This window comes from Sphingobium sp. SA916 (genome assembly GCF_002894065.1).
Taxonomy (GTDB): domain Bacteria; phylum Pseudomonadota; class Alphaproteobacteria; order Sphingomonadales; family Sphingomonadaceae; genus Sphingobium; species Sphingobium fuliginis.
Window position 1 is genome coordinate 1 of sequence record NZ_LXYF01000046.1, and the last position, 18,328, is coordinate 18,328.

Annotated in this window: 15 protein-coding genes and 2 pseudogenes; 6 read left to right on the forward strand and 11 right to left on the reverse strand. The window is 64.4% G+C overall.

Going from position 1 to position 18,328, the window contains the following annotated elements:
* Nucleotides 1-73 precede the first annotated feature (73 nt).
* The 3 genes and pseudogenes from istA to A8G00_RS14650 form a co-directional block, all read left to right on the forward strand.
* Nucleotides 74-1,597 (forward strand): IS21 family transposase, encoded by a 1,524-nt coding sequence (gene istA, locus A8G00_RS14640; protein WP_103001008.1) that lies wholly within the window; start codon nucleotides 74-76, stop codon nucleotides 1,595-1,597.
* Nucleotides 1,587-2,111 (forward strand): annotated as a pseudogene (locus A8G00_RS14645) (ATP-binding protein); the annotation flags it as partial. The gene istA and the pseudogene A8G00_RS14645, both read left to right, overlap by 11 nt.
* Before the next feature lie 19 nt (nucleotides 2,112-2,130).
* Nucleotides 2,131-2,364: pseudogene (locus tag A8G00_RS14650) on the forward strand (transposase); the annotation flags it as partial.
* On the opposite strand, the gene A8G00_RS25905 reads toward A8G00_RS14650, so the two are convergent.
* The 9 genes from A8G00_RS25905 to A8G00_RS14690 form a co-directional block, all read right to left on the reverse strand.
* On the reverse strand, nucleotides 2,330-2,656 hold the full coding sequence (locus A8G00_RS25905) for an Arm DNA-binding domain-containing protein (RefSeq protein WP_103001009.1): 327 nt from the start codon (nucleotides 2,654-2,656) through the stop codon (nucleotides 2,330-2,332). The pseudogene A8G00_RS14650 and the gene A8G00_RS25905 overlap by 35 nt on opposite strands.
* 255 nt (nucleotides 2,657-2,911) lie before the next feature.
* A complete protein-coding gene (locus A8G00_RS14660) occupies nucleotides 2,912-5,203 on the reverse strand; it encodes a TonB-dependent receptor (RefSeq protein ID WP_103001010.1) in 2,292 nt (763 codons plus the stop codon).
* A 10-nt stretch (nucleotides 5,204-5,213) separates the two neighbouring features.
* Nucleotides 5,214-7,049 (reverse strand): methyl-accepting chemotaxis protein, encoded by a 1,836-nt coding sequence (locus A8G00_RS14665; protein ID WP_099186809.1) that lies wholly within the window; start codon nucleotides 7,047-7,049, stop codon nucleotides 5,214-5,216.
* Between the two features lie 274 nt (nucleotides 7,050-7,323).
* Nucleotides 7,324-8,025, reverse strand: a complete 702-nt coding sequence (locus A8G00_RS14670; RefSeq protein ID WP_253258002.1) for a nitrilase-related carbon-nitrogen hydrolase — start codon at nucleotides 8,023-8,025, stop codon at nucleotides 7,324-7,326.
* On the reverse strand, nucleotides 8,022-8,288 hold the full coding sequence (locus tag A8G00_RS25660) for a hypothetical protein (RefSeq protein ID WP_253258003.1): 267 nt from the start codon (nucleotides 8,286-8,288) through the stop codon (nucleotides 8,022-8,024). The genes A8G00_RS14670 and A8G00_RS25660 overlap by 4 nt, the downstream gene beginning before the upstream one ends.
* A gap of 61 nt (nucleotides 8,289-8,349) precedes the next feature.
* The gene (locus A8G00_RS14675) at nucleotides 8,350-8,751 is read right to left on the reverse strand and encodes a ketosteroid isomerase-related protein (protein ID WP_099186808.1); all 402 of its coding nucleotides are present in this window, start codon (nucleotides 8,749-8,751) and stop codon (nucleotides 8,350-8,352) included.
* 5 nt (nucleotides 8,752-8,756) lie between these two features.
* Entirely contained in the window at nucleotides 8,757-8,975 is a 219-nt protein-coding gene (locus tag A8G00_RS14680; RefSeq protein WP_099186807.1) for a hypothetical protein, read from the reverse strand.
* 3 nt (nucleotides 8,976-8,978) lie between these two features.
* Nucleotides 8,979-9,836: an S-formylglutathione hydrolase gene (gene fghA, locus A8G00_RS14685; protein WP_099186806.1), complete on the reverse strand. Its 858-nt coding sequence runs from the start codon at nucleotides 9,834-9,836 to the stop codon at nucleotides 8,979-8,981.
* A 69-nt stretch (nucleotides 9,837-9,905) separates the two neighbouring features.
* Nucleotides 9,906-11,018, reverse strand: coding sequence for an S-(hydroxymethyl)glutathione dehydrogenase/class III alcohol dehydrogenase (locus tag A8G00_RS14690; RefSeq protein WP_048576202.1), 1,113 nt, complete (start codon nucleotides 11,016-11,018; stop codon nucleotides 9,906-9,908).
* A 144-nt stretch (nucleotides 11,019-11,162) separates the two neighbouring features.
* Here A8G00_RS14690 and A8G00_RS14695 point away from each other — a divergent pair, with 144 nt between their 5' ends.
* Nucleotides 11,163-12,086 carry a LysR family transcriptional regulator gene (locus tag A8G00_RS14695; RefSeq protein ID WP_099186805.1) on the forward strand — a complete coding sequence of 308 codons (924 nt, stop codon included), beginning with the start codon at nucleotides 11,163-11,165 and terminating at the stop codon, nucleotides 12,084-12,086.
* On the opposite strand, the gene A8G00_RS14700 is transcribed toward A8G00_RS14695, so the two are convergent.
* Complete coding sequence (locus tag A8G00_RS14700) at nucleotides 12,061-12,636, reverse strand: TetR/AcrR family transcriptional regulator (protein WP_103001011.1); 576 nt, start codon at nucleotides 12,634-12,636, stop codon at nucleotides 12,061-12,063. The two genes, A8G00_RS14695 and A8G00_RS14700, sit on opposite strands and share 26 nt — an antisense overlap.
* 240 nt (nucleotides 12,637-12,876) lie before the next feature.
* Between A8G00_RS14700 and A8G00_RS14705 the strand changes: the two genes are divergently transcribed.
* Complete coding sequence (locus tag A8G00_RS14705; protein ID WP_025550200.1) at nucleotides 12,877-13,683, forward strand: SDR family oxidoreductase; 807 nt, start codon at nucleotides 12,877-12,879, stop codon at nucleotides 13,681-13,683.
* Nucleotides 13,684-13,719: 36 nt separating this feature from the next.
* Here A8G00_RS14705 and A8G00_RS14710 read toward each other — a convergent pair whose 3' ends face one another.
* Entirely contained in the window at nucleotides 13,720-14,409 is a 690-nt protein-coding gene (locus A8G00_RS14710; RefSeq protein ID WP_253258004.1) for a TIGR02281 family clan AA aspartic protease, read from the reverse strand.
* Nucleotides 14,410-14,633: 224 nt separating this feature from the next.
* Between A8G00_RS14710 and A8G00_RS14715 the strand changes: the two genes are divergently transcribed.
* The gene (locus A8G00_RS14715) at nucleotides 14,634-18,263 is read left to right on the forward strand and encodes an autotransporter domain-containing protein (protein WP_253258005.1); all 3,630 of its coding nucleotides are present in this window, start codon (nucleotides 14,634-14,636) and stop codon (nucleotides 18,261-18,263) included.
* Nucleotides 18,264-18,328 lie beyond the last annotated feature (65 nt).

An 18,328-nucleotide genomic window follows, 5' to 3' on the forward strand; every position in this document is an offset into this window, starting at 1 on the left:
ATTTCCACTGAGAAGTGACCCATGTTGAACTCACCCCTGGCTTTGACGAGCGAGGGGTCATGGAGTGTTGGACATGGCGTTATTGAGCGTTATCCGGCGCTGGCATTTCCGCGATCATCTCTCGATCCGTGAGATTGCGCGGCGTACCGGGCTGTCACGCAATACTATCCGTAAATATCTGCGATCAGGCGCGATCGAGCCGCGGTTCAAGGTGCCCGAGCGCCCAAGCAAGCTGGACCCATTCGCGGAACAGCTGTCGGCCTGGCTGAAGCGAGAGATGGGTCGTACCCGCAAGCAGAAGCGGACGATGAAGCAGCTGCACGCCGATCTGGTGAGCCTGGGTTATGACGGCTCCTATAATCGTGTCGCGGCCTTTGCGCGGGACTGGCGCGATGATTATCGTCGTGAGCAACAGATGAGCGGACGCGGGACATTCGTGCCACTGTCCTTCGCACCGGGGGAGGCATTCCAGTTCGATTGGAGCGAGGACTGGGCGATCATCGCCGGCGTGCGCACCAAATTGCAGGTGGCCCACTTCAAGCTCAGCCACAGCCGGGCCTTCCTCGTACGGGCCTATCTCCTACAGACCCACGAGATGCTGTTCGATGCCCATAATCATGCGTTCCGCGTGCTGGGCGGCGTTCCGCGCCGTGGGATTTACGACAATATGCGCACCGCTATCGACAAGGTCGGGCGCGGCAAGGAGCGGAACGTCAACACCCGCTTCCTGACGATGGTCAGCCATTACCTGTTCGAGGCCGAGTTCTGTAACCCGGCAGCGGGTTGGGAAAAGGGTCAGGTCGAGAAGAATGTCCAGGATGCGCGGCATCGTCTGTGGCAACCCACGCCGCAGGCGGAAAGCCTCGATGCCCTGAACCTGTGGCTGGAAGAGCGCTGCAGGGCGCTGTGGCAGGATATTCCCCACGGGATCGAACCCGGCTCCGTTGCCGATGCCTGGGCCGATGAAGCGGAATGTCTGATGCCGATGGGGCGTCCCTTCGACGGCTTTGTGGAATATGGGAAGCGCGTCTCGCCGACCTGCCTCGTCCATCTGGAGCGCAATCGCTACAGCGTGCCGGCGTCCTTTGCCAATCGGCCCGTCAGCCTGCGCGTCTATCCTGATCGCTTCCTGGTTGTCGCCGAAGGACAGGTGATATGCGAGCATCAGCGCATCATCGACCGATCCCATGATGGGCCGGGGCATACCGTCTATGACTGGCGCCACTATCTGGCGGTGGTCCAGCGAAAGCCCGGCGCTCTGCGCAACGGCGCCCCCTTCCTCGAACTGCCCGAGGCCTTCCAGCGGTTGCAACGACATCTGCTGCGCAACCCCGGCGGCGACAGGGAGATGGTCGAGATCCTCGCGCTGGTCCTGCACCATGACGAACAGGCCGTTCTGACCGCCGTCGCCATGGCGCTGGACGCCGGTGTTCCAACCAAGACCCATGTCCTCAACCTGCTGCACCGGCTGCTCGATGGAAAACCGCTCTCGACGCCGCCGGTGACGGCGCCGCAGGCGTTAAGGCTGGTCAGCGAGCCGATGGCCAATGTCGAACGCTACGATGCCCTGCGCCGGGAGAACCGTCATGCGTCATGATCCCGCCACCGGCGCCCTCGTCGTCATGCTGCGCGGCCTGAAAATGCCCGGCATGAATCAGGCTGTGACCGATCTGATGCAGCAGGGATCGCCTGCCTTCGAGGCGGCGGTGCCGATCCTCTCCCAGTTGCTGAAAGCCGAAACGGCCGAACGAGAGGTCCGGTCCGTGGCCTATCAGCTCAAGGTCGCGCGGTTCCCGGCCTATCGGGATCTGGCGGGCTTCGACTTTGCCAGCAGCGAGGTGAATGAGGCGCTGGTGCGCCAGTTGCATCGATGCGACTTTATCGATGTCGCCGACAATGTGGTGCTGGTCGGCGGCCCGGGCACCGGCAAAACCCATGTCGCCACGGCGCTGGGTGTTCAGGCTATCGAGCATCACCGCAAGCGCGTCCGCTTCTTCTCCACGGTCGAGTTGGTCAACGCCCTCGAACAGGAAAAGGCCCAGGGGCGCGCCGGGCAGATCGCCAACCGGCTCGTCCACTCGGACCTCGTCGTCCTGGACGAACTGGGCTACCGGTGCGCGCGCCGGCGATGCCGCAGCCGCCCATGGCATCCGCCTGGAGGTCGTCAAACTGCCCGAAGCCAAGCGCGGCTTCGTCCTCCTGCCGCGGCGATGGGTCGTCGAGCGTTCCTTCGCATGGGCAACCCGCTTCCGACGCCTCGTCAAGGACTACGAGCGCTATGCCCAAACCCTTGCCGGCCTCCACGTCGTCGCTTTCGCCTGCATTATGATCAAACAGGCTGCCGCGCTCGCCGCAGATTCATAACAGCCTCTAGGCTCACATCTGGATACCTGCCGCCAGATATTGCTTTCTGTTCTCCTAAATAACGATAGGTCAGATACCATCGCGCGGTACCCCCAGGTGTGATTGAAATATACAAGCCACCGCCATCAGACCTTTTCACAAAGCGGACGGTAGAACCCAACGCCTGAATAATTTCATCTGTTAACACTGGTGCAACCCCTGAGCTTGGGTTGGACCGGGCAGAGAAAGACTGTTTCAACCAACATTTTTGCCAACATAAAGCGTCGGAGCCATGTGCCTCTGCAAAAGACATCCTGATCCAAGAATATCGACTTATCTATCTGTAATAAACAGATTTTTTGTTCGGCATGCGACGCTCGGAGACGTTATGACAACAAAGAGACTGATTGCGCCGACTGACCGAACAGCTCGTGCAGCGCTGACCGCGCGTCACAAGCACATTCGTTCTGCCATGACGTGAGGGATCAAGTCGGCAAGTGCATCCGCGGCCGGCAGCGCTATCGGGCAGGCGCAATCGCTGCAAGTGCGCCGTGGGAATCGCGGATCGTCACCGGAACCGCAATCGAAGGTCGACGCCGAAGCTGCGTGGCTGGGCGATGCCCCAGCTATTGGCGGGTGTAAGATCGCCGCCATTTTCCACCCCTCTGACGAAATAGGCATCAAACAGGTTCTGCACATAGGCGACGATTTCGACTCCCCTGCCGCTGTCATAGCCCAGCCTCAGATTGATCTGCGTATAAGCTTCCCGTCGGGTGATGCCCCGCCAGTCGAAACTCTCCCTTCGACGCCCCTCATGCATCCACTCGCCTTGCAGATAGATCTCGGCCGGGCCGATCGGATAATGGCCGGTCGCGACGCCCGCGCTCGACCAGATCGGGTTGGGCAGGCCGCCGCAATCCTTTTGCCCACAGTCGCGGTCGCCTTGCTTTTCGGTTCGCGTCCAGGTCACATGGCCCGACAGGTCGAAATAGCGGCTCGGCTTCCAATTGAGGGCGCTTTCCACGCCATATCCGGTCACGCTGCCGACATTCACGACCTGCTGGGTTCGGCTTTCCGTGTCGAAATAAACCGTCTGAAGATTGCGATAGCGATAATGGAAGCCGGTTATGTCGAAGCTCAGCGTCCTGGCGAGGGCCAGGCCATTTATCCCCAGCTCCTTGCTCCATATCGTCTCCGGCGCGAAGGCGTCGGGCTTCGTTCCGTCGGGCACCAGCCGATACGCCTCGACCGGGACAGGCGCGGCGACCGTGAACGATCCGAATCCGCCTGCCTTGTAGCCGCGGGTGATGCTGGCGTAGAGGTTGATGTCCGGCCCCACCGCATATCGCACATAGGCGCGTGGCGTCAGTCCGCCCCAGCTCTTGCTGGAAGAAACGGGACCATCGGTGAAATAGGTGAAGGTCCAGACATTGCCGAGGCTGCTTTGGCTGGGCAGCACATCGATGCTGAAATGCTTGCGGTCGCGCGCATATCGAATGCCGATGCCAGCCTCCAGCGCTTTCGAGAAATGAAAGTTGGTATCCAGGAAAACAGACCATCCGCGGTTGCCGGACCGCACGTCGTTGATGTCGGTCAGCAGGCCGCCCGGCGCCGGCCGGTAGGGCGCGCCGTAAAGGTCCATGGTCATCCCGCCGCAATCGGCATAGCCATAGCCCGCCGTGCAGACGAGATCCTCGGCAGCCTGGTTGGTGAAGCGCGCCGCGACATCCTCCCAATAAAGCGAGATCCCCGCCGACCAGGTCAGTCGCCGATCGTCTCTGGACATCAGCCGGAAGTCCTGGCTGACATAGCGGGCATGCTGGCGCTGGTCGTAATTGCCCAGTTGCAGCGCCGTTCCGTCATAGTCCTCCAGATAATGGAAATCGGACTTGCGAAAGGCGGTCAGGCTGTTGAGGCGCGCCGATCCAAGATCGAGATCGATCGATGCGGTCAGGCTGGTGATGTCGCCATCGTCACGCGGCCTGAGGAGATCGGTATCCACGTCGCGGCGAGACCCCCGGATAATAATATCCCGCTGCAAGACTTCGCTGAGATAATCGAGAACTTCACGATCGTCATTGGACGCCCGATAAGGCGCGCCGTCGAGCCGCCGACGCTCATGTTCGGCACTCAGCAGGACATCGGCATCGCCGGCCCTGTAGCGCAGGGCGACGCGCCCGGCCTGCTTGTTGCCGGCCATCAGGCGATCATTGCGGCCGGCCGTGAAGGCATTGTCTATCCAGCCATCATAATCCGTCGCATAGCCCGCAATGCGAAGCGTCCAGTCCTCCGCCACCGGCAGGTTGATGGCGCCTTCCGCATCCTTGCGGTCGAAGCTGGCGACCCCGACATAGAGATGCCCGGAAATACGCCCCGGATCCGGCTTGTTGGTCACGATGCTGATCGCACCGGAAATGGCATTGCGGCCGAAGAGGAACCCCTGGGGCCCTCGCAAGGCCTCCGCCTGCGCGACATCGAACAGGGAGGTCACGGCGGCGCCTGTCCTGCCCTGATAGACGCCATCCTTGAAGATCCCGATCGAAGGATCGCCGCCAATGCCATAGTCGTTGGAGGTGATGCCCCGGATGGCGATGCTGTCGATATAGCTGTCGTCCGAATTGCCTGAAAAGCCGGGCGTGAAGGTGACGATGTCCTTGACGTCGTCCAGCCGCGTGCGGTCGAGAAAGGCTTCGCCGAAGGCGGAGATCGCCACGGGAACGGTCTGGATCGCTTCCTCCCGGCGTTGCGCCGTGACGGTGATCTCCGCCGCCGATATGGGGTTCGGCAGGTCCTCGGCAGAGGCGGAATGCGGCAGCATGACGGCACAGGCCGTCAGGGCCGGGAAGATACGAAGATGCATGATTACCCCTTCACGCCGCGCGCAGGCGGGCGATGACCAGATCGAACCGCTGCGTCAGCTCGCTGGCGCTGGACCGGACCGCGGCCCCTACATTGAGCGTATGTTCGGCGTTCGCCTTCACCGCATCCAGACCCGCGGCGATGGCGCTGATGGCGTCGTGCACCGCTTGCGCGTCGCCGCCGACGCTCTGACTGCTCGCCAGGATCGTACGGGCCCCCTGATGGTGCTTATCGGCGGCCAGGGACACATCCGACACGTTGCGCTCCAGTTGGCGGACGACGGTGTTCAGCAGGTTGAGCAGAGACGCGATCGAGGAGGCGGATGCGTTCACCGCCTCGATCCGCCGCTCGATCTGGCCCGCCATGTCGCCGGCCCTGTTCGCCAGCGTCTTTATCTCGCCGGCGACGACCGCAAAGCCGGCTCCCGCCTCGCCGCCCCGCGCAGCCTCTATCGTGGCGTTCAGGGCCAGCATGTTCGTCTGGCCCGCTATTTGTCGGATCGTGCGGGTGGCAAGGTCGATCGCCTCTATCTCCCTCTGCAACTGGTCATTGGCGCCCATCACTGCGCGAGCCTCGACCTCCGTCTTGTCCATGTTCTGACGTGTGGCGATCGATTGGGTGTGGATCTGGCCAATGGCCACGCTCAACTCCTGCACATGCGCCTCGATCTCGTGCACGGCCTGCGCCGACGCACGGCTGCGGTCGCGGACCAGGGCCGTCCCGGTGAGCTGTTCCGCGAGAGCGGCCAGCGTGTCGCGGGCGCTGGCTTCAAGCTGATCCGCCTGCCTCAGCAAGGATCCCGACAGGTCACCCACGCTGGTGGAGAGAAGATTGGCGACCTCATGCGCGGCGTTTCGCAGCGCTTCGCGATGTTCGGCCTGTTCCCGCCCTTCCCGCTCTGCAATGGCGGCGATCTGCTCCCTCGCCTGTTCCGCCTGTTGACGCGCCTCTTCCGCGGCCAGAGTCGCATTCTCCCGATCCCTGGAGATGCGTTCGGCCCGCAACCGGCCGGCGAGCAACGACGCATGGGTCCGCAACATGGCGCGCGAGACGGCGAGGAAAAACAGGATGAAGAGCGCGGCGGCCGATGCCAGCAGCCATGAAAGGCTCTTGAGCGCCGCTATGCCCGGGCGCACCGGCAACCAGTGGATATGGCCCAGATCGGTCCCGTCAGGACTGATCAAGGGATGACCGGGCGATGTCTCGGCATCCGCTTCCGGCGGGTTGAAGCTGATGTCCGCCAATGCATAGGCCTGTTCCCAACTGGCGAACAGCTCGGCATCCAGCAGGCGAACGACGACGACGTGGCGGAGCGGCCCGGAAGGGAGCGGCCGGTTCGCGGAAAAAGGAAGGATCGGGGCGCCAGCGAACAAGGCCGGACGGCCCCGATAAAGCTGGATGAACGGGCGGATGGGGAAATTGCGGCGATCATCGACATGCTTGGGCAGCGCGCGTTCAAGATGCCGAAGCGCTTCCGGCGCATCCCTCATCAGCGTGGTTCTGACAGTCGATCGGGGTTGCCAGCCGAAAATGGTCCCGCCGCGCTCGTCGAGAACATATAGGGGCATGGCGCCGCCGAAGTTCGAGGCTGCCCATTCACGGTCGATCCCGCCGTATAGATGATCGACGGCGTCATCCCAGAGCGCATAATCCCGGGCCGTGGCTGCAAGAGCATTGGTCTCCCGCTTCATGGCGCCGTTGACCATGCGCGCCTTTTCCAGCGCCGCTGAATCGTCCATCCTCGACACAAGCACGGTGACGAGGATGCCGCAGGTCATGAAGGTCACGAGCGTCAACGCGATGAGCGGCAGGATGGCGCCGGGCAGGCGGCGAAGTGCACCTGTCAATGGGGCTAGATGCCGCACGATGTAAGAGCCCCCGTCTGACCAGCTTTGTCTTGCCGTTTGACTGCGCCCCGAATGGTTATGATTGATTTAACGCTTCTGTCATTGGACTGAAAATTGTTCTGCGTTTAACCTATGTCAGATAACTTAGGTAATAGGGTCCGGCGACTTTGGGCCACCCGACAGGAATATCCTGTATCTGCTTGGTGGAAATGAGAGGACATGGCGCGAGGCATCTGCGCCAGCTTCGGTCAGGCTCGATAAGATCGATGGCTGCTCATTCAAGACTTCCGAAGATCGGTTCGGGACGATCCTCAGACCTGTCCGGAGCCGTGATTGGAGCGGGAGGCGCAGGCTCGTCCCGGCAGGCATCATCCGGTCGCATGGCCGCATGCTGCTCGGGCCAATGGAGGAAGGGCAGGACCGTACCGGAGCCACGCCACACATCAACCTGATCCAGCCGGACATCCGAGAACAGCCATTGCGGCCGGTTGACTTCACCGACCGCGAATACGCCATTATCCGGCGCGATGCCGTCGGGCGGACCGTAAATGGCGGCCGCGCCGTGATTGTCATCCAGCGAGGGCAGCCAGGGCGCCTGCCCCACCGTGGGCGCCTGGACGACATAGCATTGGTTTTCCAGCGCGCGGGCCTGCGCCCCGATGCGGACGCGCCAATAGCCCTGCATGCTGTCCGTCGCAGACGGCACCAGGATGATCCTGGCGCCCGCCTCGGCCTGTGCCCGCGCGATCAGCGGAAATTCGGCATCGTAGCAGATGGAAATTCCCACCCGACCGAAGGGCGCTTCCAGGACATGAACGGCCTCGCCGCCCGTTATGCCCCAGATTTCCCGTTCGAACCGCGTCATGACGATCTTGTCCTGATAACCGGTCCGGCCATCGGGGCAGAAGAGCCGGGCGCGGTTGACGACCGCTCCCCGTGCGCCGCGGCACGGGCGGCTGCCGCCCAGAATCGTCACGCCATAATGGATGGCGAGTTGCCGGTGCAGTTCGTCGATCCGTTCCCCAGCGCTACGACATGGTCGAGCGAAGCATGAAGATCGGCCGCCGCCGCCGGATCGGTGCCGGCCAGTTCCATGGCGGCATATTCCGGAAAGACAAGGAGCTGCGCGCGCCTGACCGCTGCCTCCGACACCCAGCGGCTGAGCTTCGCTTCCCAGGCGCCGTAGCTCGGCAACAGTTCGATCGGATATTGCGCGGCTGCAATGCGGACCTCGGTCATTCGGCGTCCCGTAGCGGCTTCCGCCCGAAGCGCATCGGATGATCGCCCTCCCCGGCCTGCCTCATCCCGCCTTCACCTGGTCCAGCCAGTCGGCCAGATTATAATGGTTGCTGACCCGCGCGATCGCGCCGTCGCGCAGTTCGAAGAAGGCGCCGACGCGCAAAATATAGCGCTGGCCGGATGCAGGCGGCAGATCGCCGTCCGTTTCCAGATATTCGCCCTCCAGCATGAATTCCGCGGCCGCCCGTTTTCCATCAGCGGAGGCCAGGAACACGGGATCGATGACCCTTTCCCTGTAGCAGCGGTTCATATGGTCGAGGAATTGCGCAAAGGCCGCCTTCCCTTCCCGCGCTGAACCCTGCGAGGGTTCGTGCACGACATCCTGCGCCAGCAGATCGAGCATCGCCGCGCTGTCGCCGCGATTGAAGGCCGCATAATAGCGACTGAGCAGGTCCGCAGCCATGGCGTTCAATCCTCCGGCGCGATGGTGACGCGAAGGCCGTCCAGTTCGACCGTCAGCGGAATCTGGCAGGACAGGCGGGACCGGTCGATACGATGATCGCTGCTGTCGAGCAGGTCGTTCTCATCAGGGCCGAGCGGCGGCAGACCGCCTGCGCGTTCGTCATCCACATGGACATGGCAAGCATGTTCTGCGCCGTCGCGTCCGGTCACGAAAATCTGCACCATCGATCAATCCTTGCCAAGACGGGCCGCATGCCAGCGCAGATGGTCCGCCATGAAGGTGGAAATGAAGTAATAGCTGTGGTCATAGCCGTCGCGCAGGTTCAGCGTCAGGTCGATCCCCGCTGCCGCGCAAGCCGCCTTCAGCAGTTCCGGGCGCAATTCCTGTTCCAGGAAATTGTCGGCCGTCCCCTGGTCGACCAGCAGCGCCGGAACCCGGGCGCCATCTTCGATCAGCGCGACCGCGTCATGCCGGCGCCAGGCGGCCGGGTCGTCGCCCAGATAGCCGGCCAGCGCCTTCTGCCCCCAGGGCACCTGCCCCGGCGCGACGATCGGCGCGAAGGCCGATACCGCCTTGTACCGGTCGGGAAGGGTGAGGCCGACGGTCAGCGCGCCATGGCCGCCCATGCTGTGACCCATGATCGACTGGCGTTCCATGTCCGCGGGGAAATTGGCCGCGACCAGCGCGGGCAGTTCCTGGGTCACATAGGACCACATGCGATAATGGGCGGCGAAGGGGGCCTGCGTCGCGTCGACATAGAAACCGGCGCCCAGACCGAAATCATAGGCCCCGTCCGGATCGTCCGCCACGGCATCGCCGTTGCGGTCCGGGCCGCGCGGGCTGGTGTCCGGCGCGACGAAGATCAGGCCCAGTTCGGCGCAGGCGGCGCGGAACTCGCCCTTTTCGGTGACATTGGCATGGGTGCAGGTCAGTCCGGACAGATACCAGACGACCGGCAGTTTCGTCCCTTCCGCATGGGGCGGCACATAGACCGAGAAGGTCATGTCCGTCCCGGTCGAGGCGGAGGCGTGCCGGTACACGCCCTGCACGCCGCCAAAGGCCTTGTTGGCGCTCACCTGTTCCATGATCACCTGCCATCCGATCGCGTGGAAACGGCACCGGAAGTCACCGCCATAAATTTTCTCCTCGCCGTATCAGAACAGCACGACGCTGCGGATGCTCTCCCCCGCATGCATCAGGTCGAAGCCCTTGTTGATCTCCTCCAGCGTCAGGACGTGGGTGATCATGGGATCGATCTCGATCTTGCCGTTCATGTACCAGTCGACGATCTTGGGAACGTCGGTGCGGCCCTTCGCGCCGCCGAAGGCCGTACCCTTCCAGACCCGGCCGGTGACGAGCTGGAACGGGCGGGTGCTGATCTCCTTCCCCGCTTCGGCGACGCCGATGATGATGCTTTCCCCCCAGCCGCGATGACAGCATTCGAGCGCGGTGCGCATCACCTCCGTATTGCCGGTCGCATCGAAGCTGTAGTCGGCGCCGCCGTCCGTCACCTCCAGAATCCTGGCGACGGTCTCCTCGCGCGACAGGCCCCTGCTGTTGATGAAATGAGTCATGCCGAACTTGCGGCCCCATTCCTCCCGGTCCGGGTTGATGTCGATGCCGATTATCTTGTCCGCGCCGACCATCTTCGCGCCCTGGATGACATTGAGGCCGATGCCGCCCAAGCCGAAGACCACGACATTCTCGCCCGCCTGCACCTTGGCCGTGTTGACGACCGCGCCGACGCCGGTGGTGACGCCGCAGCCGACATAGCAGCTCGTCTGGAAGGGCGCATCGTCGCGGATCTTCGCCACAGCGATCTCCGGCAGGACGGTGAAGTTGGAGAAGGTGGAGCAGCCCATATAGTGGAAGATCGGCTGGCCCTTGTAGCTGAAACGGGTCGTGCCGTCCGGCATCAGTCCCTTGCCCTGGGTCGCGCGGATCGCGGTGCACAGGTTCGTCTTGCCCGACAGGCAGCTTTTGCACTGGCGGCATTCGGGCGTGTAGAGCGGGATCACATGGTCGCCGGGCTTCACCGAAGTGACGCCCGCGCCGACCTCCCGCACGATGCCAGCGCCCTCATGGCCCAGGATCGAGGGGAAAATGCCCTCGCTGTCGAAGCCGTCCAGCGTATAGGCGTCGGTGTGGCAGATGCCCGTCGCCATGATCTCCACCAGAACCTCGCCCGCCTTCGGGCCTTCCAGATCGACTTCGACGATCTCCAGTGGCTTCTTCGCCTCGAAGGCGACGGCGGCGCGGGTCTTCATCTCTCATTCCTCGTCATGATCATTTGCGAGAAGAGAGGCCATGGCTCCCGCCGCGCCCTCTCTTTCCACCCTCCCTAGCGCTGTTCCGCAATGGTGATAATATAGTGTTTCGGAAAATCATTATTCCTGAGCTGGTATAATCACATGTCCAACTGGGATGGCATAGACGAGTTCATCAGTGTCGCCACCGCAGGCTCCTTCACGCGCGGGGCAAGGGCGCTGGGTGTCTCCACCACCCATGTCAGCCGGTCCATCATGGCGCTGGAGCAGCGCGTGCAGGCGCAGCTTTTCCACCGGACCACCCGGACCGTCCGGCTGACCGACACCGGCCGTGTGTTCTTCGAACGGTGCGAGCGCATCGCCAAGGACAGGGACGAGGCCATCGCCCTGATCGGAGAGAGAAGCGAGCCGCAGGGAGAGTTGCGCGTCACCTGCTCGACGGCCATGGGGGAGCGCTTCGTGGCGCCGATCATCCGCCGCTTCGCAATGCAGCATCCCAAGCTGGCCGTGTCTATCGAATTGTCCAACCGGGTCATCGATCTGGTCGGCGAGGGATTCGACGTCGCGGTCCGGACGGGGACGGTCAACGACCCTCGCCTGATCTCGACGCGGGTGGCGTCGCGCACGCTCTACACCTGCGCCGCCCCCAGCTATCTGGCTTCCGCGGGCCGTCCCGCCAGCGTCGGTGCGCTGGCCGGGCATGAATGTATCGCGGGCTCCGCAGGCACATGGCATTTCAAGGTCGACGGCCAGGAAATGATCCATCGGCCCAAGGGGCGCTTCAGGTGCAATAGCGGACACGCCGTCATGGAAGCGTGCATTTCGGGGCTCGGCATCTGCCAGCTCCCGGATTTCTACATCCTCCCCTATCTGAAGCACGGCATGGTCGAACTGCTGCTGGAGGATGTCCAGCCGGACGATGAGCCCATATGGGCGGTTTATCCCCAGCGGCGGCATCTGCTGCCAAAGGTGCGGCAGGTCGTGGATTGCCTGCTGCATGAACTGGGGCCGGCGATGAACACCCCCAGAAGGGAAGCCGCGGTCAGGCCAGACCGATACGTTCCTTGAGCCGGTCGCGAGACGAAGCGAGGAAATCCAGCGCCGCGCCTTCATCCGACATCGCCCGCGCCAGCGTCATGGCCCCGACAAGCTCCGCAAGCAGCGAATGGGCGAGCGCCGCGCCATCGGATCGGCCCGCAATCTCCAGCGCCCGCGCAATCCCTTCTCGAAACCGCCTGACCCCCGCTTCGAACCGCAAGCGCGCGTCGGGGGGCATGCGTGCGGCCTCCCCCGAAAGGCCAGGCAAGGGGCAACCACGGTCCACCGCCCGATAGGCGCTTTCCGACAGATAATGGTCGATCAGGCCGGCAAGGTCCGGCCTTTCCCCCAGAAAGCGGTCCAATATCATGGCGCTTTCCTCGAACATGCGGTCGACGGCATGCGCCACCAGATCGTCCCGCGACTCGAAATGAGCATAGAAGCCGCCATGAGTGAGGCCCGCCCGCTGCATCAGCGCCGAGACGCCGATCCCTTGCACGCCCGCCATGCGCATGGCCCCGGCCGCCTCGCCCAGGATATGCGCGCGCGTCTTCGCCCTGTGCGCGCTCTTGTCAGCCATGACCGCTCGTCCTCCTCTTCTTCTGCGCCTTTGCCATGCCCTTCCCTCTGGACAAATGACAATCGTCATATATATGATGTTCGTCATATTCGCAACGGTGTCAGGAAGGGCGATGATGCAGCCCGAGATAATGTTAGGATCCGCTGGCACCAGCCCGTGCTGGAGCCTGCCGCCTTTTCGATGCCGCCGTTGATGTGACGGGCCTCACCGGCTCTTCCGACCATCCCCAGGAGTATTGCCATGACACAGGCTGAAAAGAACATCGCCCTTATCACAGGTGCTTCGACCGGTATCGGCGCGGTCTATGCGGACCGCCTGGCCAGACGCGGCTTCGACCTCATTCTCGTCGCGCGGGACCGGCCGCGCCTGGATGCGCTGGCCGAAAGGCTGCGCGGCGAAGCGGGCGTGGACGTGGAGGTCATCGCGGCGGACCTGACCGCCGAGGGCGACCTGCAACGGATCGAGGAGCGCTTGGCCGCAGGCGACGTCACCATGCTCGTCAACAATGCGGGCATGTCGCTGAACGGCGGCATATTGGATAATGACACGCCGCAATTGTCGCGGATCATCGCCCTCAACGTGACGGCGCCGACCCGGCTCGCCTCCGCGGCGGGCAAGGCCTTCGTCGCGGCGGGCCGTGGCGCGATCGTCAACCTGTCCTCCGTGCTCGCCCTCGCGCCCGAGATGTTCGATGGGGTGTATAGCGGAACCAAGGCCTTCATCCTGAATCTCAGCCAGTCGATGGCCACACAATTGCGCGACAAGGGCGTCCGCGTGCAGGCCGTCCTGCCGGGCGCCACGCGAACCGAAATCTGGGCGCGGTCGGGCAAGGATGTCGATGCCTTTCCCGCAGGCTTCGTGATGGAAGCGGGCGATATGGTGGATGCCGCCCTGCTCGGCTTCGACAGGGGGGAGACCGTCACCATTCCGCCGCTGTCCGACGAACAGCAATGGCTGACCTTGCAGGAGGCGCGCCTCGCCATGGGACCGAATCTGTCCAAGAGCGATGTCGCGCCCCGTTATCGGGACGCCCTTCTTACCGCCTGAGCGGGCCGCCGATGCGAGAAGCGGCTTCCCTTTGCTTCAGCCGTCCCGATCCTTGGCCGGCACCAGTATCAGCTCGCGTCCTTCCACCCGCCAGGACGCGAGCTGCGTCAGAAAGTTCATGCCCAATATGTCGACATTTCCCAGCGCCGGGGAAATGATCACCTTGAGGTTGCGGGCTTCCATTCCGCTGACCTTCAGACGCGCGACGGTGCCGGTGTCGGCCCGGATGGTTCCGTTCGCCGTCCGCATGAGGACCGGCACCAGACCATCGTCCACGCTGACCGCGGCCTGGCGCGCAGTCTCCTGGGAGAGCGCCGTCACCGTCGCGCCGCTGTCGATCAGCATCCGGCGCTTCACGCCATTGAGTTCGGCCCGTGCCCAGAAATGGCCATCTGCCGCCATGCGGATGCGGATCATATCCCCCGTCACCTGCTGGCTGCTAAGGCCCAATCGGTTCATCAGCGGGTTCAGATTGGGGTCGAACGGGGCCTGTTGCGCAAGGATCAGAAGGCACAGCGCCAGCAGAGCCACCGATAGGAGGGCGCGGAGGACGCGTCCGATGAAGGGAATGTTGAAGAGCAGGATGAGGAAGACGGCGCCTGCCAGTGCATAGGGAAGAAGGCGTTGCCATTCGGGATTGGTCGCGATGTCCATCGCCTTCGAACCGATGGAAACGCCGTTTGATCCCGGAGCGCGCAGTCGCTTGCCGCCAGCGGTCTGCGGCATGCCCGCGCTCCATCGGCGGATGGAATGTTGCGGCCTCCCTTCCCCGCGCCAATCTCACAGATCGGCGCAAAAGCGTTGCCGATGAACTGCTTAGCGGGCGCAATCCCCTTCGGGGGCTGGCGTGAAAAGGGAACAGGCCGATGCGACGTAGGGGTCGATGCGGAGGGTTTGCGCAGTCCGGATCGATCGCGCGGGACACGACCGCAGCGCTTTTCCTGGGGGGCATGATGATGACGCCCGCCGAAGCGGAGGCGCAGACGGCGCTCCGCTTCTGGGATGGCAGCGATCCTGAACTGCACGCCAATGGCGCCGTAGACGGGGGGTCCGGCCTCTGGCGCATGACGGAACCGAGCTGGACCGACAGCAACGGCGTCATCAACGGCCCGATGCGCCCGGTGCCCGCCTTTGCGATATTCCAGGGAAGGCCGGGAACGGTCACCATAGACGACAGCCAGGGCGTGCCGTCCGTCACCGGCATGCTGTTCCGGTCGGACGGCTATCGCCTCACCGGCGGGTCGTTGAAGCTGGACGGCGGCGCCTATACCTCGATCCGGTCGGAAATGGGCGCCACCACCCGGATCGATACGGAACTGACCGGCACGGGCGGGGTGTTCTTCAACGATCTGGGCACGGTCGTGCTGACCGGCAAGAACAGCTATCTGGGCAACACGCGGGTGGATGGCGGCACCGTCATCGGCAATGTCCATTCGATCCGGGGCGATCTGGAAAATGGCGGCACCGTGATCTTCGACCAGGAGGAGGACGCGACCTTCGCCGGGAATGTCAGCGGGGTGTTCAGCTTCTGGGGATATATGATCAAACAGGGCGCGGGCGCCCTCACGCTGAGCGGCGGCAATGCACTGAACTGGCGGGTGGACGAGGGGCGGCTGATCGCCCGCGCCCAGGGATTTGGCGGCGATGTCGAAATCGGCGGTGGAGGTGCGCTGACCTTCTCCTCCGGCAACATAACGGGCGCGGAAACGGTATATCCCTATCGGCTATCCGGCAGCGGGGGATTCGACGTGACCGGCTCCGCAACGCTCTTGATGACCGGGCAATCGGGCGATTTCACTGGCGCCACCCGCGTCGAAGGCAGCGCATTGCGGGTCGATGGCGCGCTGGGCGGCACGCTTCGCCTTTCCGACGGCGGCGTGCTGAGCGGCACGGGCCGGGTCGGCGCGGTCGATGTCGGAGGCGGCGGCCGCCTGCTGGGCAAGGGTGGCGACACGCTCCACATGGCCAGCCTGAAGCTGGGTTCGGGATCGGTCGTCGTGGCCGCCCTGCGCCGGTCGGGCGATCCGGCATTGTTCGATATAGCCGGGAACCTGACACTCGACGGCATCCTCGACCTTGGCGGCAGCGATCCTCTGGAAGACGGCCTCTACCGGCTGTTCAGCTATGGCGGGCAGTTGACCGATCATGGCCTGGAACTCGGCGCCCCGCCGCCCGGACAGGTTCCAGGCAGGCTGTCGGTCCAGACGGCGACGGCGGGTCAGGTGAACCTGCTGTCCGGCGCGTCCGCACGCCCGCTGCTTTTCTGGGATGGCGGCGATCCAACGCGCCATTCCGATGGCAGGGTGGATGGCGGGCCCGGCACATGGCGCGCCGGGACGCCGGACTGGACCGGGGAGGATGGCGCGAGCAGCCGCACAGCCGATCCCGCCGCCTTCGCCATCTTTGCCGGGCGTGGCGGACAGGTGGTCCTGGACGGCAGCGCGGGGGCATTGTCGACCGCAGGCATGCAGTTCGCCGTGACCGGCTACCAACTGTCGGGAAGCGGGCTGACGCTGGCGGGAGGCGACCGCACGGTCATCCGGGTCGGTGACGGAAGCGTCTGGAGCACAACGATGACTGCCGAAATCGCGGTGGCTCTTTCGGGCAACACCACGCTCGTCAAGCAGGACGCGGGCACGCTGATCCTGTCGGGCTTGAATGGCTATGCCGGCAATACGGAGGTTGCGGCGGGCACGCTGGTCGGCAATGCGCTGTCGATCCGCGGCGACATATCGAACGCGGCGACAATAGTGTTCGACCAGCGAACCAATGAAGGCTTTGCCGGTGGCATCCGCCCGCTTGGCGGCATTGCGGGCCGGATGGTGAAGCGCGGCAGCGGCGTTCTGACACTCATGGGAGCAAGCACGCTGGACTGGCGGCTGGAAGAAGGGCGGCTGGCCACCGCCGCCAGCCGCTTCACCGGCGACGCCGTTCTGAACTCGGGCGCCGAACTGCTGTTCGAGGAACCGGGCGACAGCCGCTATGCAGGCACGCTGGCGGGCGCCGGCCGCTTCATCAAGGCAGGAACCGGCGATCTGACGCTGACCGGCGGATCGCGGGATTTTACCGGCGCCACGCAAGTGCGGTTCGGTCGCTTGACGGTCGACGGCGCGCTAGGCGGCGCGCTGGCGGTGGAGGGCGGCAGCCTTCTGGCGGGACGCGGCCGCCTGGGCTCGGTGCGGATCGCACCGGGAGGGATAATCGCGCCGGGGCCAGGCATCGCGACGCTCACGGTGGAAGGCGATCTGGAACTGTCGCCGGGCAGCCGTACGGAGATCGAGGTCGATCCATCGGGCACGGTCACTGACCGCATCGATGTGCTGGGCACGGCGACGCTTGGCGGCACGGTGGCGCATATCGGCGCGACCGGCGCGTATCGGCCAAGCGCGACCTATACCATCCTCACCGCCCAGGCTGGAATCCGGGGGCGGTTCGACACGGTCACCTCCTCCTTCGCCTTCCTGACGCCGAGCCTTGGCTATTCGGCCAATGCGGTCACCCTGACGCTCAGGCGCAACGACGTCCGGTTCGATGAGGTGGCCGCCACGTCCAACCAGCGCGCCGCCGGAGCCGCACTCCAGACACTGGGTTCGGGCAATGCGGCCTATGACGCCGTGCTGCTGAGCGATGCGCACACGGCGCGCAATGCCTTCGACCGGCTTTCCGGGGCGTTCCACGCCTCGATCCGTACGGCGCTGGTGGAGGCCAGCGGCCTTTCGCGCGATGCCACGCTGGAACGGCTGCGCGGTCCGGCCGACGACCGGCCGGGGCCTGCCTATTGGGGGAAGGCGCTTGACGAATGGGGCAACCGGCGGGGCCATGACAATGCGTCGGCCATGGCGCAAGGTTCGTCGGGCGCCTTGTTCGGGGCCGAATGGCAGGTGCCGGAAACGACGCTGCGGCTGGGTATCGTCGGCGGCCATCATCGCGCCGCCATGAGGGCGCAGGGCTATGCCGACATCGACAGCTACCATGCCGGTTTCTATGGCGGCGCTGCGCTGGCGCCAGTCACGCTGCGCGGCGGTCTTATCGTCAGTTGGCAGGACATTGACGCGCGACGCTCGGTCGCCTTCGCTGGGTTCGCGGATAGCCTCAGCACACGGTACCGCGCCACGACGACCCAGGCCTTTGCCGAGGCGGCCCATCGCTTCGCCCTGTCCGCCGGAGCGCTGGAACCCTTCATCAGCATGGCGCATGTGCAGCTTCGCGTCGGAAAAGGGCAGGAAAGCGGCGGCAGCGCGGCGCTGGCATTGGGCGGGGATTCGATGCGGACCAGCTTCGCGACCGCCGGTCTGCGCGGCGACACCCGGCTGCAATGGGGCGCTTCATCGCTGACGCTGCGCGCATCGGCCGGTTGGCAACATGCTTTCGGAGATCAGCTTCCGGTGGTGGGAGCCGCCCTGGGCGGCCAGCGTTTCCATGTGACGGGCCTGCCGATCGCCCGCGACACGCTGGTCAGCGAGATCGGGCTGGAAGCGGCGGTGGGATCGAACATGCGGATCAATCTCGGCTACAGCGGCGCGCTCTCGCCGGCCAGTCAGAACCATGCCGCGCGGGCGGGGCTGCTATGGCAATTCTGACGAAGAAAGCCGCGCCGCATGGATAATGGCCGAAGAAGCGACATGACGGCGGAACGAGTCCCGCG